Raw genomic sequence first — 13,658 nt, forward strand, 5'->3', positions numbered from 1 at the left:
GGGCAGCCGCTTAGTCGGCCAGCACGAACACGGAACCGCAGTACGGGCACTGCGCTTCACCGTTGGGCTCGTCTTCGATCGGCAGGTACACGCGCGGATGCGAGTTCCACAGCGCCATTTCCGGGGTCGGGCAGCTCAGCGGAAGATCGCTGCGGTGCACGGTGTAGCGCTTCTCGGCGTTGGCGGGCGCAGTGGCGGTATGGCTCATGGCGGATGTCGATGAACGGGTTGCGAGGCCTGTGATTCTAGCATCCGGGCCGCCCCGACATGGCGCCGCAACAGGTCTTTGGGCGCCGCGGGCCGATTCCGCGTGGCGTTGCACAGCACCTGGGCCGGTCTGTCAGCGTGGAATCCCCGGTCGCCCGTGCGGGTTGGTGCTGGAATCCTGCCGACCGCGATATTTCCCGCATTTGGATCGAACTAAATGGCACTTGTCAGGCCGCGGCGGCTGTTGCAGGATCGGGCCCGGGTCGTGAATCGACCCGTCCAATCGACCCGATCGCATGGCCCGCCCCCACCGGACCGGCATCGCCTCTTCCACTGCCATCCCGGCGGGCGGAGCGATGCTGCCCGTGGTGTCCGCCGATGCGGGTTCTGCCCGCCGCCTGCCCTTCCGGGAGACTCCTGCATGACCCTGTCCGATCCACGCCGCGCCCTGCTTCCGCTTGCCCTGGCCCTGGCCTGTGCGACCACTGCGATGCCGGTGCTGGCACAGGGACTGCAGACCTCGTTCGAACCCGGCGAACCTGCGCCGGCGCAGGCCGCTGGCGCCCTGCAGGCAACAATCGGCAACGGCCCTGCCGCGCCTTACACGGCCAAGCGCAACGCCGGCTACAGCGGGCTGCATGCCCTTCGCTACAGCAGCGCAGGAGGCAACGCGCGGCGCGAACTGTTCAAGACCGACCTGCCGATCGAGGCCGACACCACGCTGTCGTGGCTGGTGCTGCCGGAAATCGTTGGCCGGGACACCGTGGCCTCGACCTATGTGTCGCTGGACCTGCGGCTGGACGATGGCAGCCTCGTGTCGGCCAGCCCGGCACGCGACCAGCACGGCGTAGCCCTTGGCGCACGCGCGCAGGGCGAGTCGAAGACGCTGTACCCGCAACAGTGGGCACGCAAGGCGGTGCGACTGGGCGACGTGCCCGCGCTGAAGGGTCGCCGCGTGGTAGCGATCGAACTGGAGGTGGCCAGCGCCGACGGTGCGCCGGTGTCCGGCTGGATCGACGACGTGCGCCTGGATGCTCAGCCGCGGCAACAGCCGCAGCGCGTCTCCGACTGGGTGCTGACCACCCGTGGCACCCAGGCCAACGGCACCTTCTCGCGCGGCAACAATTTCCCGGCCACGGCGGTGCCGCACGGCTTCAATTTCTGGACCCCGGTGACCGATGCCGGCGCGCTGAACTGGCTGTACCGCTGGAACGAGCAGAACGACGCACAGAACCGCCCGCAGCTGCAGGCGCTCGCGTTGAGCCACCAGCCCAGCCCGTGGATGGGCGACCGCCAGACCTTCCAGGTAATGCCCTCGGCCAGCCGTGGCGTGCCGGAGGCTGATCGCCGCAAACGTGCCTTGTCGTTCGACCGCAGCCACGAAAGCGCCCGCCCCTACCGCTACGACGTGCGCTTCGACAACGGCGTCGCGGCATCGATCGCGCCGACCGACCATGCCGCGCTGTTCCGCTTCGACTTCCCGGAGGGCGGCGACGCCAACCTGCTGTTCGACAACGTCGATGCACGTGGCGGCCTGAGCCTGGATGCCGCCACGCAGACGCTGTCCGGCTATACCGATACGCGCAGCGGCCTGTCCAACGGTGCCAGCCGCATGTACGTGGTCGCCAGCTTCGACAAACCCTGGCGCAGCAGCGGTCGCCTCGACACCGGCCGCCCGACCGGCTACATCAAGTTCGATGCCGGCAGCGAGCGACGGGTGACCATGCGCATCGCCACTTCGCTGATCTCGGTGGAGCAGGCACGGCACAACCTGGCGCTGGAAATCGCCGCCACCGATACGCTGGAGAGCGTGGCCGGGCGCGCGCAGGATGCGTGGGATGCGCGCCTGGCCCGCTTCGACATCGGCACGGCCAGCGACGACCAGAAGACCACGCTGTACTCCAGCCTGTACCGGCTGTACCTGTACCCCAACTCAGGCCACGAGAACGTGGGCAGCGCGGCCGCACCCGACTGGCGCTATGCCAACCAGGCCAGCGCCAGCGATGACAACACCGAGGGCAGCGCGAAGCGCAGCTTCACCGGCGTGCGCGATGGCAAGGTGTTCGTCAACAACGGCTTCTGGGACACCTTCCGCACCACCTGGCCGGCCTATGCGCTGTTCACGCCCGACGATGCCGGGCAGATGGTGCAGGGCTTCATCGAGCAGTACCGCGCTGGCGGCTGGATCGCGCGCTGGTCGTCGCCGGGCTACGCGGACCTGATGGTCGGCACCAGTTCGGATGTGGCGTTTGCCGATGCTTGGCTGAAAGGCATCGGCGGCTTTGATCCGGCCGAGGCCTACGCCGCCGCAGTGAAGAACGCGACCGTGGTACCGCCGGACCGCCACGTCGGCCGCAAGGGCATGGACCGCTCGACCTTCCGTGGCTATGCCAGCGCCGACGTGCATGAGGGCATGTCATGGACGATGGAAGGCGCGCTCAATGACTTCGGCATCGCCAACATGGCCGACGCTCTGGCCAAGCGTGCGACCACGCCGGCCGCACGCGAACGCTACAGCACCGAGGCCGACTACTTCCGCCACCGCGCCGCCAGCTACGCGACGATGTTCGATCCGGCGGCAGGCTTCTTCCAGGGCCGCAAGGCCGATGGCCGCTGGCGCGTGGACGCCAAGGACTACGACCCGCGCGTATGGGGCCACGACTACACCGAATCCAATGGCTGGACCTTCGCCTTCACCGCGGCCCACGACGGTGAAGGCCTGGCCGCACTGTACGGCGGCCGCGACAAGCTGGCCGCCAAGCTGGACACCTTCTTCGCCACGCCGGAAACCGCCGATGCGGCGTTCGCCGGCTCCTACGGCGGCACCATCCATGAGATGACCGAAGCGCGCGATGTGCGCATGGGCATGTACGCGCACAGCAACCAGCCGGCGCACCACATCCCGTGGATGTACCTGTACGCCGGGCAGCCGTGGAAGACCCAGCAGCACGTGCGCGAGATCCTGTCGCGGCTGTATGTGGGCAGCGAGATCGGCCAGGGCTATCCGGGCGATGAGGACAACGGCGAGACCTCGGCCTGGTACGTGCTGGCATCGCTGGGCCTGTACCCCCTGCGCATGGGCGCGCCGGAGTACGTGATCGGTTCACCGGCCTTCGAACATGCGCGCGTGGAACTGCAGGGCGGTGCCGTGCTGACCGTGAACGCGGCCAACAACTCGCGTGAGAACGTCTACGTGCAGTCGCTGAAGATCAACGGCAAGCCCTGGACCAGGACCTGGGTGCCGCACGGGCTGATCGCCAAGGGCGCGACCCTGGACTTCGTGATGGGCCCGCAACCGTCGCGCTGGGGCAGTGGTGTGGACGACGTGCCGCGCTCGCTGACCGCGCGTGGCCAGCGTCCGCAACTGCTGCACGACCTGCTGGGCAGCGGCGCGAAGGCAGTGCTGGCCGATGGCCGTGCCCTGCCCGCGCTGGTCGATGACGATGCCGGCACGACAGTGGGCCTGGGCGGCGGCGCAACCATCGCGCTGACCGGCCTGGCTGACGGCACCGCGACGATGTACACGCTGACCAGTGGCGACGGCCGCATCCATGGCGGTGAATGGACGCTGGAGGCGCGCAATGGCAGCGGCAGCTGGACCGTGCTCGACCAGCGCAGTGGCGAAGACTTCGAATCTGCCCGCCAGACCCGTCCGTTCCGCATCGCAAAACCCGGCCGCTACAGCGAGTACCGCCTGCGCCTGGCGGCACCAGGGCGACTGCCGCTGGCCGAGATCGAACTGCTGGCAGCCGGCACCGTACAATGATCCGCATGCGCTACCGTCTTCTGCCCCTGGCCCTTGTTGCCCTGTCCTTCTCCAGCTTCGGCCAGACCCAGGCGTTCGATACGCAGCTGACCCGCGACGGCGTGACACTGAACTACCAGGACGCCCGTGGCGTCCTGGCTGCACCGCAGCGCAAGCGGGTGATCGATACGTTCTTCTTCGCCTATCTGCGCGAGCGGGCTGACTTCCACCCCGCCGCGCCGTCGTTGGTGCGCATCGTGATCGATCCGGCCTACACCGGCATCGCCTTCGTCGGCGACAAGGACCAGGCGGCGACGATCACCATCAATCCCGGCTGGTTGGCGCAGCACCCGAACGACATCGACCTGGTCACCCACGAGGCGATGCACATCGTGCAGGGCTATCCCGGTTACGGCGATGCACGGGTACCGGGCTGGCTGGTGGAAGGCATCGCCGACTACGCGCGCGACCGCTACGGCATGGACAACGCCGCCGCGGGCTGGGCGTTGCCGGTCAAGGTCGAGAAGGGGCAGAACGTCGACAGCGGCTACCGGGTCACCGGTGCGTTCCTGAAGTGGGCCGAGGCTGAGCATCCCGGCCTGGTGCTGGCGCTGGACAAGGCCCTGCGCGAGGGCCGCTATACGCCAGCGCTGTGGCAGAAGCACACCGGCAAGGCATTGCCGGCGCTGTGGACGCAATACGCCAAGCCGCGTTCGGATGCACCGCCGCCGGCCCCTGCGCGGCGCGGCAAGCGGCACTGACTGGGTGGTCGACTGGGTATCGGGGCGACTGGGTATTGGGGCGCCTGGGTAGAGTCGACTGTTAGTCGACTGCTCTTCGTACAACCATCCAAAACCCCGCGCTATCGCGCGATAGTCGACCAACGGTCGACTCTACCTCGCTGCCTTCTACGCCTCAGCGCGACCGCACGAAACCGGCGTACAGCGCGAACAGTTGCTGGAAGTAACGCCGCGTCACTCGATTGCGCATGACACCCTCGCCGATGGAAAGTTGGTCGGGCCCAGGGTGGGAAGGCCGGTCCGGTCCCTTCCCACGGCCGGGCCGCGTGGGCGTATTGGGCCGTAGCGGCGTTGCAGGGGGATGACCAGGTCGCGTCGCGCGTGTGGCAGCGATGGGACGGGCATCGGGACCGGGACCGAGACCGGGACCGGTAGAGTCGACCGTTGGTCGACTATCGCGCGATAGCGCGGGATTTTCGGCGTCCGAATCAAGAGCAGTCGACTGACAGTCGACTCTACCCGTTTCCGCTGCGCGGAAACAGAAACGCGCCCCGTGGGGCGCGTTTCTGCAGCTGTCGCTGGAAAGAAGGCTTACGCCTTCTTTTCCGCTTCCAGCTGCTTCCTGATCTGCGCATCAACTGCGGCAATCGCGGTCATGTTCAGGATCCGGCGCGAGGTCGCGCTGGTGGTCAGGATGTGCACCGGCTTGTTCACGCCCATCAGGATCGGGCCGATCGCCACGCCGTCGGTGAACACACGCACCAGGTTGTAGGCGATGTTGGCCGCTTCCAGGTTCGGCAGCACGAACAGGTTGGCGCGGCCCTGCAGGGTCGAGCCCGGCAGCAGCTTCTGGCGCAGCGCTTCATCCCACGCGGTGTCGCCCTGCATTTCGCCGTCCACGTTCAGACGCGGGTTGCGCTTGAGCAGCAGCTCGCGCACCTGGCGCATCTTCAGCGCGTCCTTGGAGTCGTGGCTGCCGAAGTTGGAGTGCGACAGCAGCGCCACCTTCGGCTCGATGCCGAACAGCTTCATGCGGTAGGCCGCCTGCAGGGTCGCTTCGCACAGCTGCTCGGCGGTCGGGTCTTCCTGCACGTGGGTATCGACGAAGAAGAACACGCCCTGCTGGTTGATCACGCCGGTCATGGCCGAGGTCGAGGTGACCTTCGGCTCCAGCGGCAGCACGCTGCGCACGTAACCCAGCTTCTTGTGGAAGCGGCCGACGATGCCGGTCAGCATCGCGTCGGCTTCGCCACGGGCCACCATCACCGCGGCGATCAGGGTCGGGCGCGAACGCATCAGGTTCTTCGCCGCGGCCACGGTCACGCCACGACGGCCGGTCAGGCCGTGGTAGTACTGCCAGTACTCGTTGAAGCGCGGGTCGTCGTTGATGTTGGTGACTTCAACGTTCTCGCCGATCTTCAGGCGCAGGCCCAGACGCTCGATGCGCGATTCGATCACTTCCGGGCGGCCGATCAGGATCGGGTGTGCCAGGCCGTCATCAACCACGTTCTGCACAGCCTGCAGCACCACTTCCTCTTCGCCTTCGGCGTACACCACGCGCTGCTTGTCGCTGCGCGCGCGGTCGTAGACCGGCTTCATCATCAGGCTGGTGCGGTAGACGAACTGGGCCAGCTTGTCGCGGTAGGCGCCCATGTCGTCGATCGGGCGCGAGGCCACGCCCGAGTCCATCGCGGCCTGGGCCACGGCGGCCGACAGCTCCACCAGCAGGCGGCGGTCGAACGGGCGCGGGATCAGGTATTCACGGCCGAAGCTCGGGGTTTCACCGCCGTAGGCCGAGCCCATGTCGGTGGCGGCACGGCGTGCCAGCGCGGCGATGGCGCGCACGCAGGCGATCTTCATTTCTTCGTTGATCGCGGTCGCGCCCACGTCCAGCGCACCGCGGAACAGGTACGGGAAGCACAGCACGTTGTTGACCTGGTTCGGGTAGTCCGAACGGCCGGTGCCGATGATCGCGTCCGGACGCGCAGCGCGCGCCACTTCCGGCATGATTTCCGGGGTCGGGTTGGCCAGCGCGAAGATCACCGGATCCGGCGCCATGGTCTTGACCATCTCGGCGGTCAGGATGCCCGGTGCCGACAGGCCCAGGAAGATGTCCGCGCCGTCGACGATCTCGGCCAGGGTGCGCTTGTCGGTGTCGCGCGCATAGCGCTGCTTTTCCGGATCCAGGTCGGTACGACCGGTATGGATCACGCCCTCGCGGTCGAAGGCCAGGATGTTTTCCGGCTTCAGGCCCAGCTGCACCAGCATGTTCACGCAGGAAATACCGGCCGCGCCCATGCCCGTGGTCGCCAGCTTCACTTCCTCGATCTTCTTGCCGGTGATCGCCATGGCGTTGAGCACCGCTGCGCCGACGATGATCGCCGTGCCGTGCTGGTCGTCATGGAACACCGGGATCTTCATGCGCTCGCGCAGCTTGCGCTCGACCACGAAGCATTCCGGGGCCTTGATGTCTTCCAGGTTGATGCCGCCGAAGGTCGGCTCCAGCGAGGCGATGATGTCGACCAGCTTGTCCGGGTCGGTCTCGTCCACTTCGATGTCGAACACATCGATGCCGGCGAACTTCTGGAACAGAACGCCCTTGCCTTCCATCACCGGCTTGCCGGCCAGTGCGCCGATGTTGCCCAGGCCCAGCACTGCGGTGCCGTTGGAGATCACCGCCACCAGGTTGCCGCGCGCGGTCAGCTCGCTGGCCTGCTGCGGGTCGGCCTTGATCGCTTCACAGGCGTACGCCACGCCCGGCGAATACGCCAGCGACAGGTCGCGCTGGGTCAGCATGGGCTTGGTAGCGGAAACCTTGATCTTGCCGGGCGGAGACATCCGGTGGTAATCGAGGGCGGCCTGTTTGAAATCTTCGTTGGACATCGATGTGGGTTACATGAATGGGCAGAAGGGACAGGGGATGATACCCCCGTTGGAGCGTCCGGACCTGTCGCTATCCTGTCGCAGGCATGCTGCGACCGCACAATTCCGTGCCGTATGCGACGGTACCGGGATACCAGCTTCGGCGTCTGCCATGACAGCCATGGGACGCCCTGAAACGCCGCGGGGCCGTACCACTGTCGTGATCGGCCCCGCGGTACCACACACCTGGATCAGCCCTTGGCCGGCAGCGCCTCGGGCAGCGCGTCCACCGGCGGCGGCAGCTCGCTCTCGCGGCCATCCAGCGCCAGCTGCAGGCGGTTGCGGTCCAGCGCGCCTTCCCAGCGCGAGACCACCACGGTGGCCACCGCATTGCCGATGAAGTTGGTCAGCGAGCGGCATTCGCTCATGAAGCGGTCCACGCCCAGGATCAGCGCCATGCCGGCCACCGGCACTTCCGGCACCACGGCCAGGGTCGCGGCCAGGGTGATGAAGCCGGCACCGGTGACACCGGCCGCACCCTTGGAGCTGAGCATGGCGACCAGCAGCAGGGCGATCTGGTGGCCCAGGGTCAGTTCGGTATTGGTGGCCTGGGCAATGAACAGCGCGGCCAGGGTCATGTAGATGTTGGTGCCGTCCAGGTTGAACGAGTAGCCGGTCGGGACCACCAGGCCCACCACCGACTTGCTGCAGCCGGCGCGTTCCATCTTCTCCATCAGCGACGGCAGCGCCGACTCCGACGAGGAAGTGCCCAGCACCAGCAGCAGTTCGGCCTTCAGGTAGCGCGCCAGCTTGAACACCGAGAAGCCACACAGTCGGCAGACCAGGCCCAGGATCACCGCCACGAACAGGAAGGCGGTGAGGTAGAACGAGCCCACCAGCCATGCCAGGTTGACCAGCGAACCAACGCCGTACTTGCCGATGGTGAAGGCGATCGCGCCGAAGGCACCAATCGGGGCGGCCTTCATCAGGATGTGCACCAGCTTGAACACCGGGGCGACCAGCGCCTCCAGGAAGCTCAGGATCGGCTTGCCCTTCTCGCCCACCGATGCCAGCGCGATGCCGAACAGCACCGCGATGAACAGCACCTGCAGGATGTTGCCGTCGACGAAGGCGCTCACCAGCGTCTTCGGAATGATGTCCATCAGGAAGCCGACCAGGGTCAGGTCGTGCGACTTCTCGACGTAGCTGTGCACCGCGGTCTGGTCCAGCTCGGCCGGGTTGATGTTCATGCCGGCGCCGGGCTGCACCACGTGCGCCACGATCATGCCGACGATCAGCGCCAGCGTGGAGAAGAACAGGAAGTACGCCATTGCCTTGGCAAACACGCGGCCCACCGTGCGCAGATGGGTCATGCTGGCGATGCCGGTGACGATGGTCAGGAAGATCACCGGCGCGATGATCATCTTCACCAGGTTGATGAAGGCATCGCCGAGCGGCTTCATCTTCTCGCCGACCAGCGGTTCGTAGTGGCCGAGGATGGCGCCCAGGACGATCGCCACGATCACCTGGAAGTACAACTGGCGATAGATCGGCAACGGCTTTGTAGGCGCCGGGGCTGCGGTCGGGATGTGCATGGCGGACTCCGGAAGGGGCGTTTTCAGGCACGTACGGCCCCGGGACAGCGCGGGAACCGTTACCGTGGAAACTGCTCGCAGGCCCTGTGCTGCACGCGCAGGGGGTGCGACCAATGGACGCCTTTGTACGCGCCGGGCACGCCGGCGCAGATAACCTATTGGTACTAGCCCCCCGGTTCAGGTGGCCGTGGTGCCTACACTGGCGCCGCACCGCCCGATCACGGGGAGGCCGGTGGCCCGGGCTGAACAGCTGGGCGCGTCATTGCGAAAGTTTCGGCCCCCGCGGCCGTTGTTGTCCTGTCCACACGCAATCTGAGAGAGCCGCACCCTACATGCGCCCGATTCCCACCTTGCTGGCCCTGTCCCTGGCCGCCCTTCCCGCCTTCGCCTCGGCTGCCGATTTCGACAACTGGCCGACCAAGTACGCCTTCGGCGACGGTACCGAGTTGGCCGCGACCGCCAACATCGCCTACGACTACAACGATTTTTCCTCCGGCAGCGGCCTTGAGGACGATGACGCCGTGCGCCGCAAGGAGTTCGGCGCGACGCTGAAGAAGAAGGGCGTCTACGACGCGATGGTCTACTACGACTTCCAGTCCGACACCTGGCTGGACGTATTCGTGCGCTTCGAGAGCAAGGCTTTCTTCGGCCGTGACATCGGCCGTTTCCGCTTCGGCTACATGAAGACCCCGGTCGGCCTGGACGCCAACACCTCGTCGCGTGCGGGCAGCTTCCTGGAGACCGCGCTGCCCGTGCAGGCCTTCTACGCAGGCCGCCGCACGGGCGTGGAATGGGTGCTGGAGCGCCCGCAGTACCTGCTGCAGGCCGGCGCCTATGGCGGCAAGGACCTGCAGGGTGACAACCCCGGTACCACCCAGGCAGTACGTGCAGTCTGGACGCCGGTGAAGGCGCCGGGTGACGTGATCCACCTGGGCCTGGCCTACTCGCAGGAAAATCCGCGCGGCTACAGCGATGGCCGCGACGTGCACCACGAGGCCAGCGCGCGCCTGCGCGCGCGCCCGGAAGCCGGCCTGACCGACATCCGCTACGTCGATTCCGGCGCCCTGGTCACCGCCGACCAGATCCGCCGCACCGGCCTGGAAGGCATCTGGATCCGCGGCCCGTTCTCGCTGCAGGCCGAAGCCCTGCAGGCCACCGTCACCCGCAAGGGCCTGCCGGATTACACCGGCAGCGGCCAGTACGCGATGGCCAGCTGGGTGCTGACCGGCGAATCGCGCCCGTACAACGCCGGTGCGGTGGCCAACATCAAGCCCGCGCACGACTACGGCGCGGTGGAACTGGTGGCCCGTTACAGCCGCATGGACCTCGACGATGGCAGCATCCTTGGTGGCCGCCAGCACGACCTGACCCTGGGCGCGAACTGGTACCTGACCAGCCACTTCAAGTTCCAGGCCAACTACGTGAAGGTCGACGCCAGCCGTCGTGGCGTGCACAGCACGCCGGAGATCTTCGAACTGCGCGCGCAGATGCACTTCTGACCCCTTCCACGTCAGATCCCGGCGGGCGTGCATGCCACGCCCGCCGGCCCTGCGTAGACTGCCGCCATGTACTGGCTCAGCCGCCACCGGATGCTGTTGCTGACCATCGCGGTGATGGTCGGTGGCACCGTGCTGTGCGCGGTCACCGCCGGCCACTATGCCTGGCGGCGTGCCCTCGGCGAGGAAAGCAGCCAGGTGCAGCGCCAGCTGCAGTTGTATGGCCAGGGCCTGCAGCAGCGCATCGACCGCTTCGGCACGTTGCCGCAGGTGCTGGCACTGGATCCGGACCTGCTGCACGCGCTGCGCGTGCCGCCCTCGCCCACCGAACGGCAGCGGCTGAACCTCAAGCTGCAACGCGCCAATGAGGTCACCCGCGCCTCGACCCTGACCCTGGTCGGCCACGACGGCGTGGCGGTGGCGGCCAGCAACTGGGACCAGCCGACCACCAATGTCGGCGAGAACTACAGCTACCGCCCGTACTACCGGCAGGCACTGGCCAAGGGCCGGGGTCGCTTCTACGGCATCGGCATGACCACCGGCGTACCCGGCTATTACCTGTCGCAGGCCATCGAGGAAGGTGGCCAGCGGCTGGGCGTGGTGGTGATCAAGGTCGAGCTGTCGGCGCTGGAACAGGAATGGCTGAGCAGCCCGGACGTGGTGCTGGCCAGTGACGACCACGATGTGGTCTTCCTGGCCAATCGGGACAGCTGGCGCTACCGCCTGCTGCGCCCGTTGGGCGCCGACGAGCGCCGCGAGATGCTCGATGCCCGCCAGTACGCCGACCGCGCGCTGCAGCCACTGCGTGCGCGTACCGAGGACGTGCTGGCCGACGGCGGCCGCATGGTGCGCCTGCTGGACCCGGCATTGCCGCAGCCGATGCTGTGGCAGAGCCTGGCGCTGCCTGCCGAAGACTGGAACCTGCATCTACTGCACGATGCCAGTGCGGCCACTTCTGCCGGTCGCGCGGCCGCACTCACCGGCGGTGCTGCGTGGCTTGCACTGGGCTTCCTGGTGCTGTTCGTGCAGCAGCGCCGGCGCCTGGCCAAGCACCGCCTGCGCAGTCGCCGCGAGCTGGAAACCCTGCTCAAGCAGCATGCGCAGGAACTGCGCACCGCACAGGATGGCCTGCTGCAGGCCGCAACCGACGCTGACAGCGGCCTCAGCCGCAGCCTCGAACACCTGCCGCAGGGCGTGGTGGTCATCGACCGCGAACTGCGCCTGGTCGCGTGGAATTCGCGCTACCTGGAACTGTTCCGTTTCCCGCTGGACCTGGTGCGCGTGGGCCGGCCGATCGAGGAACTGTTCCGCTTCAACGCACGCCGCGGCCTGCTCGGTCCCGGCCCGGTGGACGAGGCCATCGAGCGTCGCCTGAACCACCTGCGCAGCGGCCGCCCGCACATGCGCGAGAGCGAGAAGGACGACGGCACGGTGCTGGAGATCCGTGGCAATCCCTTGCCCGACGGTGGCTTCGTCACCAGCTATGCCGACATCACCAGCTACAAGAATGCCGCGCGCGAACTGCGCTCGCTGGCCGATGCGCTGGAGCACCGCATCGCCGAGCGCACCCATGATCTGGATGAGGCGCGCCGCGAAGCCGAGCAGGCCAACCGCTACAAGACCCGCTTTGTCGCCTCGGCCGTGCACGACCTGCTGCAGCCCCTCAACGCAGCGCGCATGTTCGTCTCGGTGCTGCGCGGCAAGCTGAGCGACCCGGCACAGCAGCAGACCAGCGACCACATCGACGCTGCACTGGCCGCGCAGGACGCGATCCTCAACAGCCTGCTGGATATCGCGCGCCTGGAATCGGGCAGCCTGCCAACCCGTGTGCAGGCGTTCCGGCTGGGCCCGCTGCTGCAGACGCTGGCGCGCGAGTTCGGCATCGCCGCGCAGTCACGCGGGCTGGTGGTCGACTGGGTCGATACCGCTGCGGTGGTGGTCAGCGATGAAGCGCTGCTGCGGCGCATCCTGCAGAACTTCCTGTCCAATGCACTGCGCTACAGCGAACGCGGCCGCGTGCTGCTCGGCTGTCGCCGCCGCGACGGTCTGCTGTGGATCGAAGTGCACGACCAGGGCCCGGGCATTCCCGATGCGCTGCAGGGCGAGATCTTCGAGGAATTCCGCCGCCTGCACGACGGCCAGCAGCGCGGCGCCGGTCTTGGCCTGGCGATCGTCGACCGCATCGGCCGCCTGCTTGGCCATCCGATCCGGCTGCGCTCGCAGCTGGGCCAGGGCAGCGTGTTCGCGGTGGGCGTGCCGTTCGGCGAAGCCAGCGCGATTCCCGCTACTGCTCCTGCGCCGGTGCTGGTGCAGGAACCGGCGGCGGACAATCCGCTGCGCGGGCGCCGTGTGTGGGTGATCGATGACGATCCGCACGTCTGCGCGGCCAGCCGCGCGCTGCTGGAACGCTGGGGCTGCGAGGTGATGCTGGCCGATGGCCCACAGGCCGCGTTGCTGCTGGCCAGTGTCGAAACGGTGCCGGAGCTGGTGCTGCTGGATGTACGCATGGGCGATCACCATGGCCCGGTGCTGTACGAGACGCTGGCCGAGCTGTGGCAGGCGCGCCCACCGGTGGTGCTGGTGACCGCCGAGCGTGATGCGGGGCTGCGCGAGATGGCCGCGGAGCGCGGCTGGGGGATGATGGCCAAGCCGGTGAAGCCGCCGGCGCTGCGGGCGTTGATGAGCCAGTTGCTGATCCGCCATCGTGGGTAGTTTCCAGCCAACGGCGCAGCCCCTCGTGGGTGGCCGCGCAAAGCAGTTCATGGCTGGGGCCGGGTAGATGGGCTGCGCAGGGGCCGCTGCAAGTACGTCCATGTAAGCTCGGTCGCCGCATCCATGCGGCTCACGCCCCTGCGCAGCCCATCTACCCGGCCACGGACAAGTTCCGTGCGCGTCCACCCACGGAGAAGAAAAAGAAAATCAAAAGCGGGCCGCTGCGCTGCGCTTGCTCGTGTAGAGCCGAGCCCATGCTCGGCTTCGCGGGCCGGCCGGAAAGCAGCCGAGCGTGGGCTCG

7 protein-coding genes are annotated in these 13,658 nt (G+C 67.5%); 4 read left to right on the forward strand and 3 right to left on the reverse strand.

The window, feature by feature from the left end:
• Positions 1-10: 10 nt before the first annotated feature.
• Positions 11-208 (reverse strand): zinc-finger domain-containing protein, encoded by a 198-nt coding sequence (locus tag QP552_RS17325; RefSeq protein ID WP_005410967.1) that lies wholly within the window; start codon positions 206-208, stop codon positions 11-13.
• A 420-nt stretch (positions 209-628) separates the two neighbouring features.
• On the opposite strand from QP552_RS17325, the gene QP552_RS17330 reads away from it, so the two are divergent.
• Together QP552_RS17330 and QP552_RS17335 are read left to right on the forward strand one after the other, a co-directional pair.
• On the forward strand, positions 629-3,973 hold the full coding sequence (locus tag QP552_RS17330) for a GH92 family glycosyl hydrolase (protein ID WP_286074160.1): 3,345 nt from the start codon (positions 629-631) through the stop codon (positions 3,971-3,973).
• Positions 3,970-4,713: a basic secretory protein-like protein gene (locus tag QP552_RS17335; protein ID WP_286074161.1), complete on the forward strand. Its 744-nt coding sequence runs from the start codon at positions 3,970-3,972 to the stop codon at positions 4,711-4,713. The genes QP552_RS17330 and QP552_RS17335 overlap by 4 nt, the downstream gene beginning before the upstream one ends.
• 570 nt (positions 4,714-5,283) lie before the next feature.
• Here QP552_RS17335 and QP552_RS17340 read toward each other — a convergent pair.
• On the reverse strand, positions 5,284-7,575 hold the full coding sequence (locus QP552_RS17340; RefSeq protein ID WP_049469974.1) for an NADP-dependent malic enzyme: 2,292 nt from the start codon (positions 7,573-7,575) through the stop codon (positions 5,284-5,286).
• A gap of 230 nt (positions 7,576-7,805) precedes the next feature.
• Positions 7,806-9,149 carry a dicarboxylate/amino acid:cation symporter gene (locus QP552_RS17345; protein ID WP_286074162.1) on the reverse strand — a complete coding sequence of 448 codons (1,344 nt, stop codon included), beginning with the start codon at positions 9,147-9,149 and terminating at the stop codon, positions 7,806-7,808.
• A 332-nt stretch (positions 9,150-9,481) separates the two neighbouring features.
• On the opposite strand from QP552_RS17345, the gene QP552_RS17350 reads away from it, so the two are divergent.
• Positions 9,482-10,648: a porin gene (locus QP552_RS17350; RefSeq protein ID WP_106551402.1), complete on the forward strand. Its 1,167-nt coding sequence runs from the start codon at positions 9,482-9,484 to the stop codon at positions 10,646-10,648.
• A gap of 66 nt (positions 10,649-10,714) precedes the next feature.
• Positions 10,715-13,357, forward strand: a complete 2,643-nt coding sequence (locus tag QP552_RS17355) for a PAS-domain containing protein (protein WP_286074163.1) — start codon at positions 10,715-10,717, stop codon at positions 13,355-13,357.
• Positions 13,358-13,658 lie beyond the last annotated feature (301 nt).

It is taken from the genome of Stenotrophomonas sp. 59 (assembly GCF_030291095.1).
Classification (GTDB): domain Bacteria; phylum Pseudomonadota; class Gammaproteobacteria; order Xanthomonadales; family Xanthomonadaceae; genus Stenotrophomonas; species Stenotrophomonas maltophilia_Q.

Coding starts and splice junctions, on each gene's coding strand:
- QP552_RS17325 (WP_005410967.1), bottom strand. CDS start 208: ATGAGCCATACCGCCACTGCGCCCGCCAACGCCGAGAAGCGCTACACC.
- QP552_RS17330 (WP_286074160.1), top strand. CDS start 629: ATGACCCTGTCCGATCCACGCCGCGCCCTGCTTCCGCTTGCCCTGGCC.
- QP552_RS17335 (WP_286074161.1), top strand. CDS start 3,970: ATGATCCGCATGCGCTACCGTCTTCTGCCCCTGGCCCTTGTTGCCCTG.
- QP552_RS17340 (WP_049469974.1), bottom strand. CDS start 7,575: ATGTCCAACGAAGATTTCAAACAGGCCGCCCTCGATTACCACCGGATG.
- QP552_RS17345 (WP_286074162.1), bottom strand. CDS start 9,149: ATGCACATCCCGACCGCAGCCCCGGCGCCTACAAAGCCGTTGCCGATC.
- QP552_RS17350 (WP_106551402.1), top strand. CDS start 9,482: ATGCGCCCGATTCCCACCTTGCTGGCCCTGTCCCTGGCCGCCCTTCCC.
- QP552_RS17355 (WP_286074163.1), top strand. CDS start 10,715: ATGTACTGGCTCAGCCGCCACCGGATGCTGTTGCTGACCATCGCGGTG.